Genomic DNA, 25,967 nt, shown 5'->3' on the forward strand with positions numbered 1-25,967 from the left:
AAGCATTCAGCGCACCGCCTCCATCACCGCATCTTTCATCCGGCAATCGCGGATCACATCGTCACCACAGCGGCGCAGCGTCAGGTCCTTGGTCAGGCAGATGCGGGCCTCTTGGATCATTCCATCCGCGCAGGTGATGGTGATCTGATCGCGCGCAAGGCCTGGGTTGGCCTCAAGAAACGCGTCTTCCACGACCGAGGCGGGCAGTTGCACATCCTTGGGCAACCCGGCAAAGACCGGTGGCAAGGTGATGCTGTCAAAGGCTGCGCGGGCAGTGTCGAAGTAGTTCGCAGCCGACAGGCCAGCGCAGCGGCCATGCTTTTTCCACTGGTAAAACGCCGATCCTGCACCGCCGAACACATCCGCCACAGCGGTGGTCTGACTGCGCGAGGGATCACGTTCGGTGGTTCGACAAAAGGCGGGCCAGCCGCGTTCGTATTGTGGCCAAAGCCCATGGGCGACCCATGTCACCCCACGCCCTGCGTCACATTGCGGATCGTCGCGCCCATCGCCTTCGCGGGCGCACCAATTGGCCGACCACGACAGCGCCAGAACGTAGTAATCGAAATCCCCGGCCATCTCGCCGTCGGCATGGGCGGGGGGTGCAAGGGCAAGGGCGGCGGCCAGCACAAGGTTACGCATTTTCCCTTTTCCTTCACCCAAAAACCACCTATACGCCTGCCAGACTTTCCCGAAAACGAGAAGATCGCGGCCCCGGCTGCAGCCGTTTTCCCGGCACGGGAAAGATTTGTAAAGGCCCCAGAACGTGTGGGCGAAAGCGAAGAGGATGGACCGATGTCGAAACCTTTGATGGCCAAGGCCACGGCGGTTTGGCTGGTGGACAACACCACGCTGACCTTCAAGCAGGTTGCAGATTTCTGCGGGCTGCATGAATTGGAAGTTCAAGGCATTGCCGATGGTGATGTGGCAACTGGGGTCAAAGGCTTTGACCCGGTGGGCAACAACCAGTTGGATGCGATCGAGATCGAGCGCGGCGAAAAAGACCCGCTTTACAAGCTGAAGCTCAAGTTCAACGCCGCCGCCGTAGGCGAGGAAAAGCGTCGTGGCCCGCGCTACACGCCCCTGTCCAAGCGCCAAGACCGCCCGGCTGCGATTCTGTGGCTCGTCAAGTTCCACCCCGAATTGTCGGATGGTGCCGTGGGCAAGCTGGTCGGCACGACCAAGCCGACCATTCAAGCGATCCGCGAGCGGACGCATTGGAACATCAACAACATCACGCCGATCGATCCGGTCGCACTGGGACTGTGCAAGCAGTCCGAACTTGACACTGCCGTGCAGGCCGCCGCCCGCAAGAAGGCAGCCGAAGGCTCGGTCATGTCGGACGATGAACGCCGCAAGCTGGTGTCGACCGAACAGTCGCTGGGCATGACGCCCGAGGCCCGCGTGCCGTCGGGCTTTGAAGTGTTCGGCGGCGATCAGGACGAAGACAAGCGCACGGCGGCCGATTTCTCGGATGCTGACAGCTTCTTCAACCTGCCCGACGCTGGTGATGACGAAGACGAGGATGACGACGATCCGCGCCGCTAAGGCTGGGGATCGGCCGCGTTAAAGATGACCATTCGGGCGCAGGGCCAAGGCCTTGCGCCTTTTTCATTTGTCGGCATAGATTGCGTGGCCCGGCAGATTTTTGGGCGACACGAATTTTCAAGTTCAGATTTTTCTTGAGGTTTACCGATGGCGACGCCGACCGATCCGCTGTTTGCCCAACAATGGCATCTGCCGATGATCAGCAACATCCGCAAAATCTGGGACGAGTACACCGGTGTGGGTGTGTCGGTCGCGGTGTATGATGACGGAGTTCAATTCACCCATGCCGATTTGGCGGCCAACTACAATGCCGCTGCGCATTTCCGCTTTAACGGCGTTACCTATGCCCCCACCCCCAACACGTCGGCCGATGCCCATGGCACCGCCTGCGCCGGGCTTATCGCAGCGGTGGACAACAACGGGCGCGGAGGCGTCGGGGTCGCCCATGGCGCAACGATCACCGGATTGGATTATCTCAACGACCTGCAACACGCCTACAATTGGACCACACAGACCACCAGCGCGCTTTACGATGCCGCGATGCGTTGGGCCGGCCGGTTCGACATCATGTCCAACAGTTGGGGCACCACGCCCGATTTCAGCGATCCGTTGAACCTAAACAGGCCGGGCAATTCTGCTGAGGTGGATTCAGGGCACTTTGCTTGGGTTTCAGTCAACGGGCGGGATGGGCTGGGGACCATCGTCGTCAAGGCCGCTGGCAATGAGACGATGAACGCCAATGGCGACGGGTCCAACGTCTCGCGTCATTCGATCACCGTTGCCGCTACCGACCGCACCGGGTTTGCAGCCGACTATTCCAGTTACGGCTCTTCGATCCTTCTGACCGCCCCTGCGGCATCGGTGACGACCGATCTGATCGGCCAGCAAGGCTATAACCGCTCGGGCACGACCGACGGTGATCCGCTGGCGCAGACCGATTATACCTCCACCTTCAACGGCACTTCGGCGGCCACGCCTGTTGTGTCGGGGGTTGTGGCCCTGATGCTGGATGCCAATGATCGCTTGGGTTGGCGCGATGTGCACGACATCCTTGCGTTAAGTGCCAGCCACACTGGCAGCGCGGTGGGCAGCGGTCCATCTGCGACCGAGGTCGGCACTTGGCTGACCATGGGGGGCAATCACTGGAACGGCGGCGGGTCGATCTTTCATCAATCTTACGGATTTGGCATGGTCGATGCCTTTGCCGCCACCCGCATGGCCGAAGTCTGGACCCGGATGAACGGAGCGGCTGATACCTCAGCCAATGAACTCCATCTGCGCCGCAGTTATGCTGGGCCCGATGTGACCATCCAGGATTCGGACAGGAACAACGGAACGCCCGAAGCGAAGATCTCGTTTCAGATGACACAAGATATCGAGATCGACTCAATCCATGTGACTCTGGACATCACCCACGGCTATGCAAACGATCTGGTGATCTTTCTGCGCAGTCCGACGGGCCAGCAGATCACCCTCTTTGACCGAGAGGGCGCGACACCAGATCCGTTCTACAACTTTGGCTCCTATCTCTTGGATTCTGGTCTGGAATGGACCTTCGCCGCCGATTCCTTCCGCGGAATGAGTGCGCTTGGCACCTGGCGGGTGATGGTGCATGACCGCGCCGCGGGCGACATTGGCGTGATCACCGATGCGCGGCTGGATTTCTACGGCTCAGCCAACACGACCAACGATGTCTATAGCTTCACCGAAGATTTCGCGATGCTGCGCAATCTGCAGACCGGGCGGCGGGTGATTGATGACACCAATGGCGGTGTCGATTGGCTGAACTTTGCGGCGGTCAGCGGCACTCTGTCGGTCAATATGGTGGCGGGCGGGGCCATCCAGGTGAACGGCATCACGCTGGCCACACTTGCCACGGGGGTAACCGATTTCGAACGGCTGCAAGCGGGCGATGGGGCCGATGTACTGACGGGGAATGCGCTGGCCAATATGATCTATGGCGGCCGGGGCAGTGACCGGATCAACGGCGGCGCGGGCAATGACCTGCTCTTCGGCGAAAGCGGCAATGACACCCTAAGCGGCAACACAGGAAACGATACCATCAGCGGTGGACGAGGCAGCGATGTCTTTGTCTTTGGCCGCAGTTTTGGCGTGGATCGCGTCACCGACATGACCGACAACGCAGACACACTGCATCTGGACGATGCGATCTGGGGCGGTGGCCTCACCGTGGCTCAGATGCTGTCAAGCTTTGGCACGGTGGTGGCAGGGTCGGTCGTGCTGGAATTTGCGCCCGCGCTTGTTATCACGCTGCAGGGCTTTGGCAATCTGACGGCGCTGCGCGACGACATCACCATCATCTGACGACAATCGCCCGCCAGGGGGCTTGTCCCAGGCGGGCGCAAATCGGTTGCCTTTGCCTCAGCGCGCCATCAGCACTGGAACCGTGGCCTGTTCCAGCATGTTGCGGGTCGCCCCGCCCAGAATCGCCTCGCGAAAGCGCGAATGGCCATAGGCCCCCATCACCAGCATATCGGCATTTTCATCCAGCACATGGCGCGCAAGCACATCACTGACGCGCGGCAGGCTGCGGGCCAGAACGGACACCTCGGCATGCACGCCATGGCGCACCAGCATCTGGCACAAAAGACCACCGGGGTCAGAGCGTTCGGCCCCATGCGGCGGTGGATCGATCACGGTGATGTCCACCGCATCTGCCGATTTCAGGAAGGGCAGCGCCATGCGGGTGGCCGTCATCGCCTCGGCACTTTGGTTCCAGGCGACGACGATGCGCTTTGGCACCACATGCTCGCCCAACCCCTTTTCGGGCAGCACCAGAACTGGGGCCTTGCCTTCGAACATGGCCGCTTCAATCACCGCTTCGCTTTCCGCGCCCTTGCCCTCGCCATAAGGTCGGGGCAGCACCACCAGATCGGCAAAGCGCGCACGCTGGGCCACAAGGTCATTCATCGCACCGAGTTGCGTTACCGCCGCCTCAACCGAAGACCGCAATCCCGGCGGGCGCTTGAGAAGTTCGGCCTTCACCGCCGCCTCGGTCTCGCGCGCCTCGGCCTCGGCCCGGTCCAGCGAGACCTGCATCATGATGGCCCCCGATCCGATGTAGGAATAGCCCACCTGCGTGCGGTCCACCCCCAGCACCAGAATATCAAGATGTGCGTCCAGCGTCTGGGCCAATCGTGCCGCGGCACCCACGGCGAGCGAAGCATCAGCGGCCCGGGTCAAAACCGTGAGAATGGACTTATAGGACATCGGAAACCCTCCTTTGGGCGAAATCGCCTGTCGTGACACCCTGTCACAGTCGCCCAGCTCATGCCTTGACCTCGATCAACAGCCAGACAGAGGCCTGTTGACATGGATCAAGGCTTCCCTCCGCCGCACCTGCGAAAAGCAGGGCAGTCGAAAAAGCTTCTGGTCGGACCCGAGCCGATGTTCGGGCTGGAATCAGGACAAAGACGAAGGGACGCAACATGTGGGATTACATTAAACTGATCGTGCTGGGGCTGATCGTGGTGCTTGCCGCGATTGCCGCCAACTACGCGCGCGATCTGCCTTATATGGTGAATGCCCTGGTCGTTATGCTGGCTGCGGCCGCCACATTCGTGTGGCAACTGCGCCATGTGGGCGAACCGGCGCATCACCCTCAAACCGAATATCTGGATGGCGTCGTGCGCGCCGGGGTTATCGCAACCACCTTTTGGGGTGTGGTCGGGTTCCTCGTCGGTGTGGTCATCGCCTTCCAGCTGGCCTTTCCAGCGCTCAATCTGGGTCATGTGACCGAGGGCATCCTGAACTTTGGCCGTCTGCGTCCGCTGCACACCAGTGCGGTGATCTTCGCCTTTGGCGGCAACGCGCTGATCATGTCGTCCTTCTACATCGTCCAACGCACCACGGCGGCGCGCCTGTTCGGCGGCAATCTGGGCTGGTTCGTGTTCTGGGGCTGGCAGCTGATGATCGTGCTGGCGGCGACCTCGTATATTCTGGGTGGAACGCAGGGCAAGGAATACGCCGAAACCGTCTGGTACATTGATCTGTGGATCGCCGTGGTCTGGGTCGCCTTCCTTCTGGCCTTCATCGGCACGCTTTGGAAGCGCAAAGAGCCTCATATCTACGTCGCCAACTGGTTCCTGCTGTCGATGATCGTGACCATCGCCATGCTGCACATCGTCAACAACCTTGCCATTCCGGTGTCGATCTTTGGGTCTGAATCGGTGCAGGTCATGTCCGGCGTGCAGGATGCCATGACGCAGTGGTGGTATGGCCACAACGCAGTGGGCTTCTTCCTGACCGCCGGTTTCCTTGGCATGATGTATTACTTTGTGCCCAAGCAGGCCGAACGCCCCGTTTTCAGCTATAAGCTGTCGATCATCCATTTCTGGGCGCTGATCTTCCTCTATATCTGGGCCGGCCCGCACCACCTGCACTACACCGCGCTGCCCGATTGGGCCTCGACGCTTGGCATGGTGTTCTCGGTGATCCTGTGGATGCCCTCGTGGGGCGGCATGATCAACGGGTTGATGACGCTGTCGGGCGCTTGGGACAAGCTGCGCACCGATCCGATCATCCGCATGATGGTGGTGTCGATCGGCTTTTACGGCATGTCGACCTTTGAAGGCCCGATGATGTCAATCAAGGCCGTCAACTCCCTGTCGCATTATACCGACTGGACCATCGGTCACGTCCATTCCGGCGCCCTTGGCTGGAACGGCATGATCACCTTCGGCGCGCTTTACTTCCTGACACCGCGCCTGTGGAACCGCGACGGGCTTTACAGCCTGAAGCTTGTCAGCTGGCACTTCTGGCTCGCCACCATCGGGATCGTGCTCTACGCCTCCTCGATGTGGGTCACCGGGATCATGGAAGGCCTGATGTGGCGTGAAGTCGACGCCAACGGCTTCCTCGTGAACGCCTTTGCCGACACGGTGGCCGCGAAACTTCCGATGTATGTGGTCCGTGGCTTGGGTGGGGCGATGTTCCTGACCGGGGCGTTGATCATGGCCTATAACCTGTGGATGACCGTTCGCGCTCAGCCCGCAAAGGCCCCTGTCAACGCTGGCAACTTTGTGCCGGCAGAATAAGGGGAGGGATCAAACATGGCTTTTCTTGACAAACACAAGGTAATCGAAACGCATGCCACCCTTCTTTTGGTGCTGTCGTTTCTGGTCGTAACCATCGGCGGTCTGGTGCAGATCGTGCCGCTGTTCTACCTCGAGAACACCATCGAAAAGGTCGAAGGGGTGCGCCCCTACACGCCCTTGGAGCTGGAAGGGCGCAGCATCTACATCCGCGAAGGCTGCTATGGCTGCCACAGCCAGATGATCCGCCCGATGCGCGACGAGGTGGAGCGTTATGGCCATTACTCCCTGGCCGCGGAATCGATGTATGACCATCCGTTCCAGTGGGGCTCCAAACGCACCGGGCCGGATCTGGCCCGCGTGGGGGGCCGCTATTCCGACAGCTGGCATGTCGATCACATGATCGACCCGCAGTCAGTGGTGCCGGAATCGGTGATGCCGAAATACGCCTTCATGATGAACAACGTCATTGATGGCCAATACATCGCCGACAAACTCAGCACCAACGCCTTGGTAGGGGTGCCTTATAGCGAGGCAATGATCGAGAACGCCGTTGCGGACTTTGCCGCTCAGGCCGACCCGAACGCCGACACTGCGGGGCTGCAGGAACGTTACGGTGCGGCTGCCTTCGGGCATCTGGATGTCAATGTCTCGAACTTTGACGGCCAGCCCGAACTGACCGAGATGGATGCCATCATCGCCTATCTGCAAGTGCTGGGGACGATGGTGGACTTCACGACCTTCATACCTGATCCGACGCGATAAGGGGGAAAGCCAATGGATACCTATAGCTTCCTGCGCCAATTGGCCGACAGCTGGGCACTTCTGGCCCTAACGCTGATCTTCCTCGGGGTGATCCTCTGGGCGATGCGTCCGGGGTCGAATGCGGTCCATCGTGACATCGCCAATTCGATCTTTCGCAACGAAAAGCAACCCGCGGGGTCTGATAAAGACCCCCAGCCTGTGAAGGAGGCGTGAGCCATGTGCGCCAAGCAAGTCAAGAAAGCGCCCGCTCAGGTCGAAACCACCGGCCATGAATGGGACGGCATCGAAGAGTATAACAACCCCCTGCCGCGCTGGTGGGTCTGGGTGTTCTACGCCACCATCATCTGGGGCATCTGGTACTCGATCGCCTATCCGGCATGGCCCCTGCTGACCCAAGCGACCCAAGGGTATCTGGGTTATGACAACCGAACGGCCGTCGCCGAAGAGATCAAACGCTTTGACGACGCCAATGCCGAGATCAAGGCCAAGCTGGTGGCAGCACCTTTGGCCGACATTCCGGCGACAGACGCATTGAACACCTATGCCACCTCAGCTGGGGCGGCCGTGTTCAAAACCTTTTGCGCCCAGTGCCACGGCTCGGGTGCGGCGGGTGTGCAGGGCAAGGGCTACCCCAACCTGACCGACAATGATTGGCTGTGGGGCGGCGACATGGAGCAGATTTATCTGACGATCAACCATGGTATCCGCAACACCACCGACGCCGACGCCCGCTATTCTGAGATGCCGAAATTCGGCGCTGATGGCCTCTTGGAAGAGGCGCAGATCGGTGAAGTCGTGGAATATGTTCTGCAAATGTCGGGACAAGAGCATGACGCCACCTTGGCAAGCGCCGGGGCAACCGTCTTTGCCGACAACTGCGCCGCCTGCCATATGGAAGCGGGAGAGGGCGACCGCAACCAAGGGGCTCCTGCCCTGAACGATGCCATCTGGCTTTATGGCGGCGACCGCGAAACGATCCATACCTCGGTTTTCGGCGCACGTTATGGCGTGATGCCCGCTTGGGCAGGCCGCCTGTCGGAAGACGAGGTGCGGGCGGTCACGACCTATGTTCACGCCTTGGGCGGCGGCGAATAGCCGTAGAGAGCCGCTTGAAACCAAGGGCCCCCGGTGCATTCCGGGGGCCTTTGTCATGGCCGATTGCGCGCTTTTGCCTGCGGCAAGCTGAAGCAGTCCGGACAAGGGCCATTTGACTCAGGTCAAGGCGCGGGGGCAGGTCTTAGGGCAATTTGCGGTCATGCCCAGCTGCAACGGCTGCGGCATTGCACCGGCGCTTCGCCCTGTTCGCGCGTTTCCTAGAAGCGTCGGTGCCTCCCTCCCCTTTTTGACCCCTTTCGCAGTCCGGGTTCACCTTGGCGCAGCAACCGCCTGCGCTCAACACTGGCGCGAGACAATCTGCCACAGAGAAAAGCTGACTTCGCGATAGATAATTGATGCAGGTCAAGGCGGGAGAGCGGCGCACGGCGGATACCAAGGTCAGACGACCAAGCCTGAATTGCCGGAGAATGTCCGTGTCCACCCCTGATACCAACCCGCCCAGCCTCTATGCCGCGCGCGAGCCGATCTTTCCGCGCCGCGTGAAAGGGCAGTTTCGCACCCTTAAATGGTGGCTGATGGCGGTGCTTTTGGGCATTTACTACATCACCCCCTGGATTCGCTGGGACCGGGGTCCGAACCTGCCCGATCAGGCCGTATTGATCGACATGGGCGGGCGGCGGTTCTTCTTCTTCATGATCGAAATCTGGCCGCATGAGTTTTACTTCGTCGCGGGCCTTCTCATCATGGCAGGCTTGGGGCTGTTTCTCTTCACCTCGGCGGCTGGCCGGGTCTGGTGCGGCTATGCCTGCCCGCAGACCGTCTGGACCGACCTTTTCATCCTTGTCGAACGTTGGGTCGAAGGCGACCGCAACGCGCGCATCCGCCTGCATCGGCAGAAATGGGATGGCGAGAAGATCCGCAAAAGCCTTGTGAAATGGACGATCTGGTTTGCCATTGCGCTGGCCACGGGTGGGGCTTGGGTGTTTTATTTCACCGATGCGCCGACGCTGTTTTGGAACCTGTTGGCGGGCACGGCCCATCCCATCGCCTATACAACGATGTTCATTCTGGCGGCGACCACCTTTGCCTTTGGCGGCTTTGCCCGCGAGCAGATGTGCATCTACGCCTGCCCTTGGCCGCGTATTCAGGCCGCGATGATGGATGAGGACACCCTCACCATCGGCTACCGCGAATGGCGCGGAGAGCCGCGCGGCAAGCAGTGCGTGGAAGGCAACGGCGACTGCATCGATTGCATGGCCTGCGTCAACGTCTGCCCGATGGGGATTGATATCCGCAATGGTCAGCAACTGGCCTGCATCACCTGCGGGCTGTGCATCGATGCCTGCGATGACATGATGGACAAGATCGGCAAGCCGCGCGGGTTGATCGGTTATCTGGCTCTGACCGATGAGGTGCGTGAGCGAGAAGGCAAGGCCCCGAAATCGGTCTGGAGCCATGTGTTCCGCGTGCGGACCATGATCTACACCGTACTGTGGTCCGCCGTGGGCATCGCGTTGGTTGTCGCCCTGTTCATGCGCACCGAGATCGACGTCAACGTCACCCCCGTGCGCAACCCGCAGTTCGTGGTGCTGAAGGATGGCTCCATCCGCAATACCTATGAGCTGCGTCTGTTGAACAAGCACGGCGATGACCGTCTCTTCTCGATCTCCAGCACCAACGAAGAGGGGGCCGAGTTCGTGCTCGCCCTTGAAGGGCAAGAGGCGCTGCAGGTGTTGGTCCCGGCCAATCAGACCAAGACGCAGCGGCTTTATATCACCGCCCCCGCCGGGTCTGAGGCGGCTGAGGAAGAACGCACCGAGCTTCGGCTTTGGATCGAAGACCTTGGGTCAGACGTGGCTACGGGCACCGACCGGGTTCACCATGACACTGTCTTTAATGGCAAAGAGGAGGATTGAGATGCGCGAGATCACCGGCAAACACGTGCTGTTTTTCACCGTTTCGGCCTTTGCCGTCATCATCGCGGTAAATCTGACCATGGCCTACAAGGCGGTCAGCACCTTTCCGGGGTTGGAGGTGAAAAACTCTTATGTCGCCAGCCAAACCTTCGATCATGACCGCGCCGCGCAAGAAGCCTTGGGCTGGATCCTGGCACCCGAATATGATGCGGCAGCCAAAGAGGTGCGTCTGGTGTTCACCGATGCGGCAGGCATGCCAGTGAGGCTGCAGGATCTCAGCGTGCTGATCGGCCGGACTACCTCGGCGTCCGAGGATCGCCGCCCCGACTTCTCGCGCCAAGCCGGGGCCTATGTGGCCAAAACCGATTTGGGCATGGGCAAATGGATGATGCAAATCGAGGCGTGGGCCACAGATGGCACGCTGTTTCGTCAGCGCATCGATCTTTCGGTAAAGGGCTGACGGCATGACCGCCGCGTTGGAACCAGAGAGCTTTTCCGACGCCGGGCGCGCATCCCTGTCGGCCTGCCCGGCCTGCGTCGCCGCCCCCTCGGCCGAACGCATCGCCCAACTGTCGCAACCCGATCACGCGCGGATCATGCTCTCCTTGCCCGCCGCCCATTGCGCGGCCTGCATTTCCACCGTTGAACAGGCGCTTGCCGCCACGCCGGGCGTGCAATCCTCACGCGTCAACCTGACCTTGAAACGGGTCTCGGTTGAGGCCGATGCCGCCCTGACGGCCGATCAGCTGATCAAGGTGCTGGCCGGCGTCGGCTATGAGGCGCATGAGCTGGACGCCGGCCTTTTGTCAGCGACCGAGACTGACCGGCAAGGCCGCGATCTTCTGATGCGTCTGGGGGTCGCGTTTTTCTCCATGATGAACGTCATGCTGCTGTCCGTCGCCGTCTGGTCCGGCGCCGATGGGGTGACGCGCGATCTTTTCCACTGGATTTCTGGCGCCATCGCCATTCCAACCGTCCTCTTTTCCGGCCAACCCTTCTTTCGCTCGGCTTGGGCCGGGGTGAAAGTGGGCCGTCTGGGTATGGATTTCCCGATCTCGCTGGCCTTGGTGCTGGCAACCGGCATTTCGATTTTCGAGACATGGAACTCCGGCCATCACGCCTATTTCGATGCCGCCGTGATGCTGTGCTTTTTCCTGCTGTTGGGCCGCTATCTCGACCACCGTACCCGCGCTGTGGCGCGGTCAGCCGCTGAGGAGCTGGCGGCGCTGGAGGTTCCCCGCGCCGTGGTGCTGGTCGATGGGGCCGAAGTCACCCGGCCCATTTCCGAAATTGCCGTAGGCGATCTTGTCCGCGTGCGCCCCGGTGGGCGGATGCCGGTGGATGGCGTCGTGATCGAGGGCACCTCCGAGGTGGACCGCTCACTTCTGACCGGCGAAAGCCTGCCAGTCTTTGCCGGGCCCGACACTGTGGTCTCTGCCGGTGAGGTCAACCTGACCGGCCCCCTAACCCTGCGCGTCACGGCGGCGGGAAAGGACAGCTCGCTTCATCGCATGGCCGATCTGGTGGCCGTGGCCGAAAGCGCCAAGACCAAATACACCACCTTGGCCGAACGCGCGGCCAGCTGGTATTCGCCCTTGGTGCATATCCTGTCCTTCGGCGCCTTTGGTTTCTGGATGTGGAAAACCGGCGGCGATCTGCGCTTTGCGGTCAATATCTCGGCAGCGACGCTGATCATCACCTGCCCTTGCGCCTTGGGGCTTGCGGTGCCCGCCGTTGTCACCTCCGCCTCTGGCCGTCTCTTCCGCAAGGGGTTGCTCATCAAGCACGGCACCGCGCTAGAGCGTTTGGCCGAGGTAGATACAGTCGTCTTTGACAAGACCGGCACCCTAACCATGGGCGCGCCCGAGGTGACAAACCTCTCCGATCACCCCCGCACGGCGATTGAGGTGGCGGCCGCCTTGGCCAGCGCTTCCTCGCATCCGCTCGCCACGGCTTTGGCCGATGCGGCGCGGGCCGCAGGCATTCACCCGGCCCGCGTGGAAGATCTGCGCGAAGTGCCGGGCTATGGTGTCGAAGGCATCTGGAAGGGCCAGAAGGTAAAGCTGGGCCGCGCCTCATGGTGCAACGCAATGACGGCGGACATGACCGCGACATACCTTTGCACCGGCGAGGGCAAGCCCCGCGCCTTCACCTTCACCGACCGCCTGCGCCCGGGCGCCGAGGTCGCGATTGCCGAACTGACCGCTCAGGGCAAGTCGATCCGCCTGATTTCGGGCGACACCGAAGGCGCTGTCGCCGCCCTCGCAACCCGTCTTGGGATCACCGATTGGATCTCGGGCGCGCTGCCTGCCGAAAAGGCCGCGCTGGTGCGCGATCTGACTTTGAAAGGCCACCGGGTATTGATGGTGGGCGACGGGCTGAACGACACCGCCGCCTTGGCAGCCGCCCATGTCTCGATCAGCCCGGCCACCGCATTGGACGCCGCGCGCACCGCGTCCGACATCGTGCTGTTGGGTCAGGATATGGCGGCCATCGGCGACGCCGCCCGCATCGCCCGGCAAACCACCCAGCGGATCGTGGAGAACTTCGGCATCTCCGCCGCCTACAACGTCATCGCCGTACCCTTGGCGCTCGTCGGTCTGGCCACCCCCTTGGCCGCCGCCTTGGCGATGAGCCTGTCGTCGATTACCGTCTCCCTAAACGCCCTTCGGTTGAAGTAACGCCATGGAAATCCTGACCTACCTGATCCCGGTTTCCCTCTTGCTTGGCGGCATTGGCCTTGCAGCCTTCTTTTGGGCGATGAAAACCAAACAGTTCGACGACCCGACCGGGGACGCAAACCGTATCCTCACCAAGGATTGGGACGACAAGCCTAAACCTTGATCAGGCCCAAGCCCTAGCGCGGCGTTTCACCCCAAAGCGCGCGGCTTCGGCCCACCCAAGGCCCAGTCCAACAGCTCCACCGTATGCACCACCGGCACCCCGGTACCGGACCCGATCTGCATCATGCAGCCGATGTTCCCGGCGGCAATCACATCGGGGTTCTTGGCCTCCAGCGTCTCAACCTTGCGCGCCTTCAACTGCGCACTGATTTCGGGCTGCAACAGGTTGTAGGTGCCCGCAGAGCCACAGCACAGATGACTGTCAGCAGGCTCCACCACGTCAAACCCCACCCGCTTCAGCAAATCCTTCGGCGCGGTTTTCACCTGCTGGCCGTGCTGCAAACTGCAGGCCGCGTGATAGGCCACGCGCAGCCCCTTCGACGCACCCTCGGGCAGACCGATCTTGACCAAAAGCTCGCTGATATCCATGGCAAGGGCCGACACCGTCGCGGCCTCCTCACCGCCCAGCATATGGCCGTAATCTTTCACCGTGGTGCCGCACCCGCTGGTGTTGATGACCACCGCATCCAGACCCCCGGTATGTTTCTCCGCCATGAAGGCCGCGACATTGGCGGCGGCAGAAGCATGGGCCTCCGCCTCGCGCCCCATGTGATGCGTCAGCGCCCCGCAACAGCCCATGCCGCGCGGGATGACCACCTCGCACCCCAAACGGCGCAACAGGCGGATTGTGGCATCATTGATATCGGTGTTCAGCGCCTTTTGCGCACAACCCGTCATCAGCGCCACCCGCATCCGGCGCTCGCCCGTGGCGGCAAAGGTCTGGGGGTCATCATTCCGGCTGACTGGCGGAATGGTTTTCGGCGCCATCGCCAGCATGGCGCGCAGACGCGCATCAGGGAACAAGGGCGCAAAGGGCCGCGCAATCTTGGCCGCCAACAGCGCCAACCGGAACCGTGTCGGATGCGGAATAACCTTGGCCAGTACCCAGCGCAAAGCGCGGTCATGCCACGGGCGGCGATAGGTTTTCTCGACATAGGCCCGCGCCTGATCGATCAGATGCATGTAATCTACCCCCGAAGGGCAAGTGGACACACAGGCCAGACAGGACAGGCAGCGGTCAATGTGCTTGACCGTGCGGGCATCGGCCGGACGACCCGATTCCAGCATCTCCTTGATCAGGTAAATCCGCCCACGCGGGCTATCCAATTCATCGCCCAAGACCTGATAGGTGGGGCAGGTCGCGGTGCAAAACCCGCAATGCACGCAAGACCGCAAGATCTTATTGGCTTCCGCCAGCTTCGGATCGGCCAGTTGCGCCTCGGTGAAATAGGTCTGCATCGGATCAGAACCCCAAACCGCTGCGAAGCAGCGCCGCGCCGATCAATAGGCCGCCAAAGATCAGCGCCAGATAGCGACCCCGGCTTGCCTCAGCGGGCAAGACCATCAGGCGCAGACCCTGCACCAGCCCAGCCATCACAATCCCCAGCTGAGCAAAGGCCAAAACCGCCGCCCCGCCGCTGCCGACCAAACCCAGCCAACTGACCAGCTGCGCCAACACAAACATGGTGCCAATGGTGTAAAGACTGCCCGGCCCGCGCGGCAGGCTGCACAGCGAGACATAAAGCACCACTGGCAGGGCAAGGATCAGGATCGAGGGCATCTAAGTCTCCTTCAGGCAGCAAAAATCTGGCGAGGGTCGAATCTTTGGCGCAGCGCGGTGGACAGGGCGGCGACGGCGGGCGGCTCGGGTGGCAGGGCGGGAACCGACTGATCCTGAGGCGCGGCGCGCATCAGCGTGGCATGGCCGAACCCCACCACCGCCGCCCGAACCGCCTCGGCCTGCCCACCGGGTAGGGCCAACCAAACCAGCCCGCCGCCCCAATCATAAACCGCCTCACCACCCAACCGCTGCACAAGGCCCAGCGCCTCGGTTTGCTTCACGACCAGCCGCCAGAGCGACCCCGCGCGCCCCTGCAATGGTGCCACATCGCGCACCCCGGCCCAAAGCGCGGCACTCTCAGCGCCCGTGACCACGCGCCAATCGCCACCCAACCGGGCCCGCAACTCGCCCACCCGATAGGCGACAGATCCCGCCATCCCCTCCACCCTGATCAGCGCTTGGGCCTGCGCATAGGCCGCGCCCGAAATGTCAAACGGCGAGCCGAGGGCCACGCGCAGCGCGGCAAGCCCCGCCTCAGCACTGCACGAACCAACAAGCGAGGTCTCCGCCTCCGGCACCGCCTGCACGCGCAGTGACACCTCGGTCAAGACGCCAAGCCGGCCATGACTTCCCGCCATCAGCTTGACCAAATCATAGCCGGTGACATTCTTCATCACCCGCCCGCCGTTCTTCACCACGGTGCCCGCGCCGTCGACAAACCGCACGCCCAAAAGACTGTCGCGGCAGGCGCCCGACTGCACCCGCCGCGGCCCGCTGGCATTGGCCGCCACCACCCCGCCAATCGTGCTGTCACCCGGCCGCCCCAAGATCGCCCGCAGATCCGGCACCTCAAAGGACAGCCTCTGCCGTTCACCTGCCAAAAGCGCCTGAACCTCGGCCAAGCCCGTGCCCGCCCGCACCACAAGCGTCAGCGCGCCGGGCTCATAAAGCGTGACCCCGCGCAAACCAGTGGTGTCCAACACATCACCAGCGCCCAGCGCAACACCCCGCGTGCCACCGCCCCGCACCACGACGGGGCTCATCGCCCCTCGGATCAGATCGCTTAACTCGGACTCAGTCTCAGGGCGCATGGCAACCCCTTTCATCTTGGCAAAAATACTCTCGGGGTCCGGGGCAGACAGCCCCGGGGCCTCACCCAGCGCGACGGCTTTCGCTTGCGCCCAAGGGAAACACCTTGGCCGGGTTCAACAGCCACTTGGGGTCGAACACATCCTTGACCCGCATCTGCGCCTCAAGATCCTCAGGCGTGAACTGCACCGACATCAGATCGCGCTTTTCGATGCCCACGCCATGCTCGCCGGTCAGGCAGCCGCCAACCTCGACGCAAAGCTTCAAAATCTCGGCCCCCATCGCCTCGCACCGCTCCAGATCGCCGGGCGTGTTGGCATTGTACAGGATCAAGGGGTGCATGTTGCCGTCCCCAGCATGAAACACATTGCCGACGTCCAGCCCGAACTCAACACTCATCTCACCAATGCGGCGCAGGACGTACGGCAGCGATGAAACCGGGATCGTGCCATCCAGACACATATAGTCGTTGATCTGCCCCATCGCGCCAAAGGCGGATTTGCGGCCCAGCCAGATGCGCTTGGCCTGATCCTCATCCGCCGCTTCACGGAATTCCACCGGGTTGTGCGACAGCGCAATCGCCTTGATGCGGGCCAGTTGTTCATCAATCTCCGCCGGACTGCCTTCCACCTCGATGATCAACAGCGCCTCACAATCCGGGTAACCTGCCTTGGCAAAGGCCTCGGTCGCGCGGATGCAAGGGCGGTCCATGAATTCGATCGCCACGGGCAGGATACCCGCCTTGATGATGTCCGACACACAGGCCCCCGCCACCTCGTTGCTGTCAAACCCCACCAGCACGGGCCGCGCGCCCTCAGGCTTTGGCAGAATGCGCAAGGTGGCCTCGGTCACCAGGCCCAATTGCCCTTCGGACCCGCAGACCACCCCCAAAAGGTCCAGCCCCCCGGCCTCCATCCACGGGCCGCCAATCTCCACCACGGTGCCATCCATCTGCACCAGCGTCACGCCGAGAAGGTTATTTGTGGTCACCCCGTATTTCAGGCAATGCGCCCCGCCCGAGTTCATCGCGACATTACCCGCAATCGCGCAGGCAAGCTGGCTTGACGGATCAGGCGCATAGAAGAACCCATCCGCCTCTACCGCCCCCGTGACTGACAGATTGGTGCGCCCTGCTTCAACCCGGATAAAGCGGTTGTCGTAGTCGGTCTCCAACACCCGGTTCATCCGGCCAATGCCCAGAACCACGCAGTCGGCGGTCGGCAAGGCCCCCCCAGCCAGCGATGTGCCCGACCCACGCGGCACCACAGGCACGCCCATGGTGTTGCAGACCTTCAAGACCGCAGCCACCTCGGCCGTGGTGCGCGGCAAGGTCACGGCCAGCGGCGCGCAGGCATAGGCCGACAGCGCATCACATTCATAAGCGCGGGTTTCTTCCGGCGCGTCGATCACCGCATCGGCGGGCAGCACATCGCGCAGCGCTGCCACGATCGCCGGTTTGCGGCCCAGAATCGCAAGCTTGGGTGCTGGCATGTCCATAGACGCCTCCTGATGCTGCATTGGTAAGAAAATATAACCAATTGGTGGCGACACACAAGGCCAACGTGATCCGGGCTTTCACTGCGGGCAGAAACTTCCTAGGCTTCGGCCATGACCGATGCCCTCTCCCTTGGCCCCTTTGGCCTGCCCGATCTTGCCGCCCTTGGGCTGACCTTGGCCCTTTGGCTTGGCCTTGGCTGGCTGATCGAAAATCCCCCCGCGTGGCGGGTGTCAGTCTCCAAGCTGATGGAGCGCTACCGCCATGACTGGATGGCAGAATTCGTCACCCGCCAGCCGCGCATCTTTGATGCCACAATGATCGACAGCCTGCGCCAAGGCACCGCCTTTTTCGCCTCGGCCTCGATGATCGCGATTGGCGGCGGCATTGCCCTCATCGGCAATCCGGCAATGCTGGGGGCGCTGACCCGCGATTTGACACTGGCCAGCGACACGGCAGGGCTGCAACTGCGCGTCGCCTTGGTGGTGGCCTTTCTGGCCAATGCGTTGTTGAAATTCATCTGGGCGCACCGGCTGTTTGGCTATTGCTCCATCCTGATGGCCGCCGTGCCGAATGACCCCAGCCACCCCGAGGCCGCGCATCGCGCCACGCAGGCCGCCGATATCAACATCACCGGGGCAAAAAGCTTTAATCGCGGGTTGCGGTCGATCTATTTCGCGCTGGGGTCGCTCGGCTGGCTTCTGGGGCCTTGGGGATTGGTGGCCGGGGCGATGGTGATTTCCGGGATTCTGGTCCGGCGCGATTTCGGCTCCACATCACGCGAGGTCATGCTGCGGCGGATGTGAAGGGACCTGTGAACCTTCGGCTGGTGCCGACGGATCAGCCCAACCCCTCAACAATCACCACATGGGCCACCGCTGCCCCCTCGCGCCGGGCGCGGGCGGCCTGATACTCGGCGGACTGGTAGCATGCCCGCGCTGCGGCCAGTGTTGGAAACTCGATCACCACATGGCGATCAAGTGATGGGCCTTCCAACACCTCATGCGCGCCACCTCGCGCCAAAAACCGCGCGCCATGGGCGGCAAAAGCCGCAGGGGCCAGCGCCTGATAGCCCTGATAGGCCTCGGGGTCGGTCACGGTGACATGGGCGATCCAATAGGCGGTCATGGGGCTTCAAGCAGGGTTCGGGCAATCTCGGCGGCATCTTTCAAATGGTCCCGCACCGCCCGCGCCGCCGCCGCCGGATCATTGGCCGCGATCGCCCCGGCAATCCGCGCCATATGCGCCGGACCCGACACTCGGCGGTTGGTGCTGGCCAAGGTCAGTGCCCGCAGGCGCGAGATGCGGCCATTCAGTCGCTGCACGATTTCCCAGGCAATATCATGGCCTGCGGCGGCAAAGATCACCTCATAGAAGGTGGTCGTCGCGGCATAAAGCGCCGAAGGCTGGGCATCGCTGAACGCCGCCTCCAACCCCGCCAGTGCCGCGCCCAACTGCGCCTTCACCGCCTCATCCGCACGGCGCGCGCATTCGGCGGCGGCATCAGATTCCAACAGCCTGCGGATGTCATAAATCTGCGCCGCCTGCGCCCAATCGAGCCGCGCCACCATCGGCCCCGCCCGGCCGGATGTGTCCACCAGCCCCTCAGCCTCCAGCGTGCGGATCACCTCGCGCACTACTGAACGTGACACGCCCAACTGGTCGCACAGCGTCCGCTCCACCAGCCGCGCGCCGCCCGCAAAGCGCCCCGCAATGATCGCCCCGCGCAAACGGTCCACCGCCAACGCCCGCAACGTGGCGGGGGCCTCATGGATGCGCAGATCATCGGTCGGGCGGTTCATGCCCGAAATCTAGGCCGCGTCCCAGCGCCGCGCAAGGGTTTCTTGACATATGGTCCGATGGTATACCAACATACCGAAAAGCCGATGGAGACCCCCATGCCCGCGACGATTCGCAAAACGCTTCTGAACATCGAAACCACGCTGATCGAAGGGGGCCGGGCCGCGCCCCGCCCGCTGAAATTCATCGCGGCGGCGGCGGTCATCAAGAACCCTTGGGCCGGTCGCGGCTTTGTCGAAGACCTTAAGCCCGAAATCCACGACATCGCCCCCGAACTGGGCGTGCTTCTGACCGGGATGATACTTGAGGCGGCCGGCGGTGGTGACAAGGTGGAAGGCTACGGCAAAGCCGCAGTCGTGGGGCTTGATGGCGAGGTGGAACACGCCAGCGCGCTGATCCATACGCTTCGGTTTGGCAACCACTACCGGCAGGCGGTGGGGGCAAAGACCTATCTGGCCTTCACCAACACGCGCGGCCCGGCCAATTGCCCAATCATGATTCCCTTGATGGACAAGAACGACGAAGGCCGCCGCAGCCACTACCTGACCATCCAGTTCGCCATTCCCGATGCCCCCGCAGCCGATGAAATCGTTGTGGCTTTGGGTGCCTCGATAGGGGGCCGCCCGCATCACCGCATCGGCGACCGCTATCAGGACCTGAAAGACCTTGGTCATGACGTCAAAAACCCTGCGGCTGTCTGACGGCAGCACTGTTCGGGTGCTTGAGGCGGGCGCGGGCGAGCCGCTCCTCTTGATCCACGGCGTCGGTCTGCGCGCCGAGGCATGGGCCCCCCAGATGCGGCTTGAGGCGCATGTCTTTGCCGTCGACATGCCCGGCCACGGCGACAGCACCCCCCTGCCCGCTGGCGCGCGCCTGCCCGACTATGTCGCATGGGCCGCGCAGGTGATCGAGGCTTTGGGCGTGGGGTCGATGAATGTGGCAGGCCATTCGATGGGATCGCTGATCGCCGGAGGTTTGGCCGTTGAACGCCCCGATCTGGTCAAGCGCGTTGCCCTGTTGAACGGCGTCCACCGCCGCACACCCGAGGCCCGCGCCGCCGTGCTGGGCCGCGCCGCCGAAATCGCCGCCGGGGCGGGCAGCATCGAGGCCCCCTTGGCGCGCTGGTTCACCGAAGATCAGGCCGAGATCCGGGCGCGCGTGGCGGGATGGCTGCAATCGGTCAGCCAGACCGGCTATGCCATGGCCTACCGCGCCTTTGCGGAAGGTGACACGGTCTATGCCGACCGGATCAGTGAGATCGCCTGCCCGACGCTGGTTCTGACAGCCGATGGCGACGCAAACTCCACCCCTGCGATGACCTATGCCATGGCGGGCATGGTTCAGCACGGGCAGGCAGTTGTCATTCAGGGCCACAGGCATATGGTCAACCTGACCGCCCCGCGCGCAGTCAGTGATGCCCTGCGCGCGTGGTTGGCCGAGGAGGTGCGCCGATGACATCTGCCCAACCCGAAATTGACCCGCGCGCCCTGCGTGATGCCTTTGGCTGTTTCATGACCGGGGTGACTGTCGTCACCACCCTTGACGCCGCAGGCGCACCACAGGGCTTTACCGCCAATTCGTTTTCCTCCGTCTCACTTGACCCGCCCCTGCTTTTGGTCAGCCTTGCCAATTCCTCGCGCAATCTGGACAGCTTCGCCAAGGGCGCGGGGTTTGCCGTGAACGTGCTGGCCGAGGGGCAGAAGGACATCTCCGCCACCTTCGCCCGCCCTTCCGAGGACCGCTTTGCCAGCGTCTACTGGCGCAAGGGCCCGGTTGGCAGCCCGCTGATCGCCGGGGTCTCGGCCTGGTTTGACTGCACGCTGGAACAGGCGATCCCTGCGGGCGACCACACCATTCTGATCGGTCGGGTCGGCGGGTTTGAGGCGACGCCGGCCGCCGGGCTTGGCTACTACCGGGGCGCCTATGTCACCCCCGCCCAAACTTCGGCGGCCATGCCTGCGGGGCCGGACGTGGTCATCACCGCGATTCTCGAGGCCGAGGGCAAGGTTCTGTTGCAAGACGACGGGCGTGGCGGGCTGACCCTGCCCATGGCGCGGGCGGGCCGCGATGGGGTGCAAGCCGCCCTTACCCGATTGATCGCCGCCTCGGGCCTGCAAGCCCAGCCCGGCGCGGTCTATTCTGTCTATGACGATCCCGGTCAGGGCGCGCAGCACATCGCCTTTCTCTGCCCCACCACCCCGGGCAAGCCCCGCATGGGCGCGCTGGTGGACCTCACCCGCGACGGGGTGGCCGATGTCACCGACCCCGCCGCGCGCATCATGCTGGAACGGCTGGCCGACGAGGCGCCAACCGGGCGCTACGGCATTTACTTCGGCACGCATGAACATGGTCGCGTGCAGCGAAGCCAAGAAAGGGAAGAGCCATGAAATTCTCGCTTTTCGTCCATATGGAGCGCGTCAGCACAGCGGACGAAGAACCCCGGCTTTATGAAGAAATGCTGGAACTGTGCCAGATGGCCGATGAGGGCGGCATGCACGCCATCTGGACGGGTGAGCATCACGCGATGAGCTTTACCATCGCGCCCAATCCGCTGCTCAATCTTGTCGACCTTGCCCGCCGCACCAAGAACGTCCGCCTTGGCACCGGCACCGTGATTGCCCCCTTCTGGCACCCGATCAAACTGGCCGGTGAGGCGGCGATGGCCGATATCATCATGGATGGCCGGTTGGACCTTGGCATCGCGCGCGGGGCTTATTCTTATGAATATGAACGCATCATGCCCGGCCTTGATGCTTGGAACGCGGGCGGGCGGATGCGCGAATTGATCCCGGCGATCAAAGGGCTTTGGGCGGGGGACTATACCCATGAGGGCCAGTATTGGCAGTTCCCGAAAACCACATCGGCCCCGAAACCCCTGCAACAGCCCTTCCCGCCGATCTGGGTCGCGGCGCGCGACCCGAACAGCCATGATTTCGCCGTCTCGCAAGGCTGCAACGTGCAGGTGACCCCCCTTCACCTGCCCCATGATGAGGTGGTCAGCCTGATGGAGCGGTTCAACGCCGCCTGCGCCGCCCACCCTGAGGTGCCGCGCCCCAAGATCATGATCCTCCAGCACGGCTATGTCGCCAAGGACGCCGCCGATGCCGATCTCGCCGCCGAAGAGCTGAATGCGTTCTACTGCTATTTCGGCGCATGGTTCGTCAACAAACGGCCCGTCACCCAAGGGCTGATTGAATCCATCACCCCCGAGGAAATGGCCGCCCACCCGTTCTATTCGGCCAAGGCGATGCGGGACAACCTTCTGATCGGCGATGCGGCTGAAGTCATTGAAAAGTTGAAAAAGATCGAAGCCTTGGGCTATGACGAATTCTCGTTCTGGATCGACAGCGGCATGAGTTTCCAGCGCAAGCGCGACGGGTTGCGCCGGTTGATTGATGACGTCATGCCCGCCTTTGCCTGAGGACCCAATGGACCGCTTTCAGCACTATATCGACGGCCAGTTCGAAGACGGCAGCACCTGGTTTTCCAGCCTTGATCCGGCAACGGGCCAAGCTTGGGCCGAGATGCCCAATGCCACCGCCGCCGATGTGACCCGCGCGGTTGAGGCGGCGCATCGTGCCTTCTTGGGCCAGCCTTGGGCCGGGCTGACGGCCACGGCGCGCGGCAAATTGCTCTACAAACTCGCCGATTTGGTGCAAGCCGCCGCCCCGCGTCTGGCCGCTTTAGAAACCCGCGACACCGGCAAGATCATCCGCGAAACCAGCGCGCAAATTGCCTATGTCGCTGAATACTATCGCTATTACGCGGGCCTTGCCGACAAGATCGAAGGCGCGCATTTGCCCATCGACAAGCCCGACATGGAGGTTTGGCTGCGCCGCGAACCCGTGGGCGTGGTCGCCGCCATCGTGCCGTGGAACTCGCAACTCTTTCTGTCGGCTGTCAAACTCGGCCCGGCCTTGGCCGCGGGCTGCACGGTCGTTTTGAAAGCCTCGGAAGACGGCCCCGCGCCCCTTTTGGAATTTGCGCGTCTGGTGCATGAGGCAGGCTTTCCTGCGGGCGTGGTCAATATCCTGACCGGCGGGCCAGAGGCGGGCCGCGCGCTGACCACCCATCCAAAGGTGGCCCATATCGCCTTTACCGGTGGGCCAGACACCGCGCGCCACATCGTGCGGGCCAGTGCCGAGAACCTGTCGAAAACCTCGCTGGAGCTTGGCGGCAAATCCCCCTTTATCGTGTTCGACGATGCCGATCTGGACTCTGCCGCCAATGCCCAAGTCGCGGGCATTTTCGCGGCGACCGGGCAAAGCTGCGTGGCAGGCTCGCGCCATCTGGTGCAGCGCGGGGTCAAAGACGCTATGCTGACCCGCCTCAAGGCCAAGGCCGAGGCTGTGGCGATTGGCGCGCCCGACCAAATGACAACCGAGGTCGGCCCCCTCTGCACCCAGCGCCAGCGCGACCGTATTCAGGCGCTGGTCGATGCCTCGCTCGCCGCCGGGGCCAAACTTGTCACCGGCGGCACAACGCCCGCTGGCCCCGGCTTTTACTACCCCCCGACGATCCTCGACTGCACCGACGCCCCCCATGCGCCCTGCGTCACGCAAGAGTGTTTCGGCCCCATCCTCTCGGTCATCGCCTTTGACACTGAAGAACAGGCGCTAACCCTTGCCAATGACACCGCCTATGGGCTGGCCTCGGGCGTGTTCACCCGCTCGCTTACCCGCGCGCATCGGATGATCCGCGGCATCCGGGCAGGCATCGTCTGGGTCAACACCTACCGCGCGGTGTCGCCCATCGCGCCCTTTGGCGGCCACGGGCTTTCGGGCCACGGGCGCGAAGGCGGCATGGCGGCGGCGCTGGATTACACAACCGTCAAGGCGGTGTGGCTCCGCACCTCGGACGACCCGATCCCCGATCCGTTCGTGATGCGCTAGGCGTAGGTCCGCGCGCCGAAAATCGCGCTACCCACCCGAATATGGGTGGCCCCACGGGCAATGGCGGCCTCAAAATCGCTGCTCATCCCCATCGACAACCCGCTCAGCCCGTTCTGCGCCGCCATCGCCGCCAGCATGGCGAAATGCGGGCTTGGGTCCTCGCCCTCGGGCGGAATGCACATCAGGCCCTGCACCGGCAAATCCATCGCCCGGCAGCGGGTAAGGAAGGCATCCAGATCGGCAGGCAACACGCCCGCCTTTTGCGGCTCCACCCCGGTGTTCACCTGCACAAACATCTCGGGCGCGGCCCCCCGGTCTTGCACCAGACGTGCCAGCTTATCGGCCAGCGATGGGCGGTCCACCGAGTGAATGGCGTCAAACAGCTCCAGCGCCTGCTTGGCCTTATTGGTCTGCAACGGGCCAATCATATGCACCTGAACCCCGGCGAACCGCGCCCGCAGGTCGGGCCATTTGCCCGCCGTTTCCTGCACATAATTCTCGCCGAACAAGCGATGGCCTTCCTCCAGAACCGCAACCACCCGGTCCAAGGGCTGCACCTTGGACACCGCGATCAACCGGGTGGAACCCGGCACACGGCCAGAGTGGGCCTCGGCGGCGTGGATGCGGGCGGTGATCTGGGCAAGTGACATGGGCGGTCCTCCTGGCCGCCAGATGGGCACATCGGGGGGGGAAAGGGAAGCGGGCGGGCGCAGGTTTTCTGCGGGGCAATGGTCGCAAATTCCCATCTGCCCTGAGGGTTGAGTCTTCTCGCGACTACTGCCCTGGCTCTGTCGGCTGGCGTCGCTTCCGCTGAAATCAGCTTCTCCGGTTCGGCTGCAGCCGGTATCGGCCGTGATACTGTCACTACAATTGTTCCTTACACTCCAAGTGGTCCTTACGATTATTCCACTCAGCCCAACTGCACACCGATTGACGGCGCTAGTAATAACGAGCCGATGTCTCTCTCTTGCACCGATGACCGCAACGACGGCGAGTTCCACGTGTACAACGGTGGCTCGATCGACATCTCGGCTTCGACCGAAACCAGCAATGGCCTGACCATTGGCATGTCGACCAGCGTCAGCTTCGGCACCAACTATTCGTTCGACGACGGCGGCTTTGCCACCGAAGACGGCACCATTGGCGCTCCGACCGTGACCATTTCGGGTTCGGGCCTCACCGTGTCGATCGCTAATGATGGCATTGACCACCTCTATTCGGATGACTTCGCTGGCGATGTGGGCGTTGCCTACTCGACCGACACCATGTCGGCTGGCGCCGTGTTTGACATCGACAATGACGGTGTGCACGGGACCGAGTGGTCGGCAAACGGTTCGTTCACCGCTTCGGGCGCGACTGTCTCGGTCGCCTTGGACTCCAACGACGCCTATGTCCTCGGTGTTGCATACACCGCTGGTGCTGTGAACGCTTCGCTTGAGTCGGACAACGATGGCACCGACACCGTGAACACCGTTGGCCTGGGCTACTCGGCTGAGGGCATGTCTGCCTCGGTGGAAATCGGCGATGACAGCACCTGGTCTGTTGAAGGTGGCTACTCGGCCAATGGCTTGGGCATCACCGTTTCGACCGATGATGCGTCTGAATGGTCGGCAACTGCGTCCTACGACCTGGGCGGCGCATCGGTTGATGTTGGCCTGCTCCACACCGACGCTGCCTACGCTGGCGTGTCCTTCTCGTTCTAATCCGAACGAGAGCGCTTAAATCAAGCGCGTGTAAGTAAAATAGAAAGAGCGTACTTATGTGCGCTCTTTTTCCTTATCTGCTGCTTTTTTGGGCGGGCATTATACCAAAGAGCGACCTGATTTTTTATTGGATAATCAATTAATTGGCAGCCCTGGGACTTAAGGCGACGTCGCCTGTAGCTTGG

Annotated in this window: 26 protein-coding genes; 17 read left to right on the top strand and 9 right to left on the bottom strand. The window is 62.6% G+C overall.

What is annotated here, in order from left to right; genetic code table 11:
* Positions 1-6 precede the first annotated feature (6 nt).
* The gene (locus AC72UB_RS15870; RefSeq protein ID WP_505190590.1) at positions 7-642 is read right to left on the bottom strand and encodes a ribonuclease T2 family protein; all 636 of its coding nucleotides are present in this window, start codon (positions 640-642) and stop codon (positions 7-9) included.
* Positions 643-795: 153 nt separating this feature from the next.
* Here AC72UB_RS15870 and AC72UB_RS15875 point away from each other — a divergent pair, with 153 nt between their 5' ends.
* Positions 796-1,548: a DUF1013 domain-containing protein gene (locus AC72UB_RS15875; RefSeq protein ID WP_463290048.1), complete on the top strand. Its 753-nt coding sequence runs from the start codon at positions 796-798 to the stop codon at positions 1,546-1,548.
* 147 nt (positions 1,549-1,695) lie between these two features.
* The gene (locus AC72UB_RS15880; RefSeq protein ID WP_505190591.1) at positions 1,696-3,873 is read left to right on the top strand and encodes a S8 family serine peptidase; all 2,178 of its coding nucleotides are present in this window, start codon (positions 1,696-1,698) and stop codon (positions 3,871-3,873) included.
* Between the two features lie 57 nt (positions 3,874-3,930).
* Here AC72UB_RS15880 and AC72UB_RS15885 read toward each other — a convergent pair whose 3' ends face one another.
* Positions 3,931-4,779, bottom strand: coding sequence for a universal stress protein (locus AC72UB_RS15885; protein ID WP_463290050.1), 849 nt, complete (start codon positions 4,777-4,779; stop codon positions 3,931-3,933).
* Between the two features lie 218 nt (positions 4,780-4,997).
* Between AC72UB_RS15885 and ccoN the strand changes: the two genes are divergently transcribed.
* From ccoN to ccoS, 8 genes are all read left to right on the top strand, one after another.
* Complete coding sequence (ccoN, locus tag AC72UB_RS15890) at positions 4,998-6,605, top strand: cytochrome-c oxidase, cbb3-type subunit I (protein ID WP_505190592.1); 1,608 nt, start codon at positions 4,998-5,000, stop codon at positions 6,603-6,605.
* A 15-nt stretch (positions 6,606-6,620) separates the two neighbouring features.
* Positions 6,621-7,367 (top strand): cytochrome-c oxidase, cbb3-type subunit II, encoded by a 747-nt coding sequence (gene ccoO, locus AC72UB_RS15895; protein ID WP_505190593.1) that lies wholly within the window; start codon positions 6,621-6,623, stop codon positions 7,365-7,367.
* 12 nt (positions 7,368-7,379) lie between these two features.
* Complete coding sequence (locus AC72UB_RS15900) at positions 7,380-7,580, top strand: cbb3-type cytochrome c oxidase subunit 3 (RefSeq protein ID WP_505190594.1); 201 nt, start codon at positions 7,380-7,382, stop codon at positions 7,578-7,580.
* A gap of 3 nt (positions 7,581-7,583) precedes the next feature.
* On the top strand, positions 7,584-8,462 hold the full coding sequence (gene ccoP, locus AC72UB_RS15905) for a cytochrome-c oxidase, cbb3-type subunit III (RefSeq protein WP_505190595.1): 879 nt from the start codon (positions 7,584-7,586) through the stop codon (positions 8,460-8,462).
* Positions 8,463-8,896: 434 nt separating this feature from the next.
* Positions 8,897-10,339, top strand: coding sequence for a cytochrome c oxidase accessory protein CcoG (gene ccoG, locus AC72UB_RS15910; RefSeq protein ID WP_505190596.1), 1,443 nt, complete (start codon positions 8,897-8,899; stop codon positions 10,337-10,339).
* A gap of 1 nt (position 10,340) precedes the next feature.
* Positions 10,341-10,799 (top strand): FixH family protein, encoded by a 459-nt coding sequence (locus AC72UB_RS15915; RefSeq protein ID WP_505190597.1) that lies wholly within the window; start codon positions 10,341-10,343, stop codon positions 10,797-10,799.
* A 4-nt stretch (positions 10,800-10,803) separates the two neighbouring features.
* Complete coding sequence (locus AC72UB_RS15920; RefSeq protein ID WP_505190598.1) at positions 10,804-13,020, top strand: heavy metal translocating P-type ATPase; 2,217 nt, start codon at positions 10,804-10,806, stop codon at positions 13,018-13,020.
* Positions 13,021-13,024: 4 nt separating this feature from the next.
* Positions 13,025-13,183, top strand: coding sequence for a cbb3-type cytochrome oxidase assembly protein CcoS (ccoS, locus tag AC72UB_RS15925; protein WP_463290058.1), 159 nt, complete (start codon positions 13,025-13,027; stop codon positions 13,181-13,183).
* A 26-nt stretch (positions 13,184-13,209) separates the two neighbouring features.
* Here the strand turns inward: ccoS and glcF are convergent, their stop codons facing one another.
* The 4 genes from glcF to AC72UB_RS15945 form a co-directional block, all read right to left on the bottom strand.
* Positions 13,210-14,481: a glycolate oxidase subunit GlcF gene (gene glcF, locus AC72UB_RS15930; RefSeq protein ID WP_505190599.1), complete on the bottom strand. Its 1,272-nt coding sequence runs from the start codon at positions 14,479-14,481 to the stop codon at positions 13,210-13,212.
* A gap of 4 nt (positions 14,482-14,485) precedes the next feature.
* Positions 14,486-14,803 carry a hypothetical protein gene (locus AC72UB_RS15935; protein ID WP_505190600.1) on the bottom strand — a complete coding sequence of 106 codons (318 nt, stop codon included), beginning with the start codon at positions 14,801-14,803 and terminating at the stop codon, positions 14,486-14,488.
* Positions 14,804-14,814: 11 nt separating this feature from the next.
* On the bottom strand, positions 14,815-15,894 hold the full coding sequence (locus AC72UB_RS15940; protein WP_505190601.1) for an FAD-binding protein: 1,080 nt from the start codon (positions 15,892-15,894) through the stop codon (positions 14,815-14,817).
* A gap of 61 nt (positions 15,895-15,955) precedes the next feature.
* The gene (locus AC72UB_RS15945; RefSeq protein ID WP_505190602.1) at positions 15,956-17,389 is read right to left on the bottom strand and encodes an FAD-linked oxidase C-terminal domain-containing protein; all 1,434 of its coding nucleotides are present in this window, start codon (positions 17,387-17,389) and stop codon (positions 15,956-15,958) included.
* A gap of 111 nt (positions 17,390-17,500) precedes the next feature.
* Between AC72UB_RS15945 and AC72UB_RS15950 the strand changes: the two genes are divergently transcribed.
* Positions 17,501-18,193, top strand: coding sequence for a DUF599 domain-containing protein (locus AC72UB_RS15950; RefSeq protein ID WP_463290063.1), 693 nt, complete (start codon positions 17,501-17,503; stop codon positions 18,191-18,193).
* Between the two features lie 34 nt (positions 18,194-18,227).
* Here the strand turns inward: AC72UB_RS15950 and AC72UB_RS15955 are convergent, their stop codons facing one another.
* Positions 18,228-18,515 carry a DUF1330 domain-containing protein gene (locus tag AC72UB_RS15955; protein WP_505190603.1) on the bottom strand — a complete coding sequence of 96 codons (288 nt, stop codon included), beginning with the start codon at positions 18,513-18,515 and terminating at the stop codon, positions 18,228-18,230.
* The gene (locus AC72UB_RS15960) at positions 18,512-19,189 is read right to left on the bottom strand and encodes a GntR family transcriptional regulator (RefSeq protein ID WP_505190604.1); all 678 of its coding nucleotides are present in this window, start codon (positions 19,187-19,189) and stop codon (positions 18,512-18,514) included. Before AC72UB_RS15960 ends, AC72UB_RS15955 begins: the two co-directional genes overlap by 4 nt.
* A 96-nt stretch (positions 19,190-19,285) precedes the next feature.
* Here AC72UB_RS15960 and AC72UB_RS15965 point away from each other — a divergent pair, with 96 nt between their 5' ends.
* The 5 genes from AC72UB_RS15965 to AC72UB_RS15985 are packed head-to-tail and all read left to right on the top strand — an operon-like array spanning position 19,286 to position 24,079.
* Positions 19,286-19,888 carry an amino acid synthesis family protein gene (locus AC72UB_RS15965; protein WP_505190849.1) on the top strand — a complete coding sequence of 201 codons (603 nt, stop codon included), beginning with the start codon at positions 19,286-19,288 and terminating at the stop codon, positions 19,886-19,888.
* The gene (locus tag AC72UB_RS15970; RefSeq protein WP_505190605.1) at positions 19,860-20,642 is read left to right on the top strand and encodes an alpha/beta fold hydrolase; all 783 of its coding nucleotides are present in this window, start codon (positions 19,860-19,862) and stop codon (positions 20,640-20,642) included. The genes AC72UB_RS15965 and AC72UB_RS15970 overlap by 29 nt, the downstream gene beginning before the upstream one ends.
* The gene (locus tag AC72UB_RS15975; protein WP_505190606.1) at positions 20,639-21,574 is read left to right on the top strand and encodes a flavin reductase family protein; all 936 of its coding nucleotides are present in this window, start codon (positions 20,639-20,641) and stop codon (positions 21,572-21,574) included. Before AC72UB_RS15970 ends, AC72UB_RS15975 begins: the two co-directional genes overlap by 4 nt.
* Positions 21,571-22,608: an LLM class flavin-dependent oxidoreductase gene (locus tag AC72UB_RS15980; RefSeq protein ID WP_505190607.1), complete on the top strand. Its 1,038-nt coding sequence runs from the start codon at positions 21,571-21,573 to the stop codon at positions 22,606-22,608. The genes AC72UB_RS15975 and AC72UB_RS15980 overlap by 4 nt, the downstream gene beginning before the upstream one ends.
* 7 nt (positions 22,609-22,615) lie before the next feature.
* A complete protein-coding gene (locus tag AC72UB_RS15985) occupies positions 22,616-24,079 on the top strand; it encodes an aldehyde dehydrogenase (protein WP_505190608.1) in 1,464 nt (487 codons plus the stop codon).
* Here the strand turns inward: AC72UB_RS15985 and AC72UB_RS15990 are convergent.
* Positions 24,076-24,729 (bottom strand): YggS family pyridoxal phosphate-dependent enzyme, encoded by a 654-nt coding sequence (locus AC72UB_RS15990; protein ID WP_505190609.1) that lies wholly within the window; start codon positions 24,727-24,729, stop codon positions 24,076-24,078. The two genes, AC72UB_RS15985 and AC72UB_RS15990, sit on opposite strands and share 4 nt — an antisense overlap.
* Positions 24,730-24,837: 108 nt before the next feature.
* Between AC72UB_RS15990 and AC72UB_RS15995 the strand changes: the two genes are divergently transcribed.
* The gene (locus tag AC72UB_RS15995) at positions 24,838-25,782 is read left to right on the top strand and encodes a porin (protein ID WP_505190610.1); all 945 of its coding nucleotides are present in this window, start codon (positions 24,838-24,840) and stop codon (positions 25,780-25,782) included.
* The last annotated feature ends 185 nt before the right edge of the window (positions 25,783-25,967 follow it).

It is taken from the genome of Allotabrizicola aquatica (SeqCode) (assembly GCF_965194375.1).
GTDB classification, from domain to species: Bacteria; Pseudomonadota; Alphaproteobacteria; order Rhodobacterales; family Rhodobacteraceae; genus Tabrizicola_A; species Tabrizicola_A aquatica.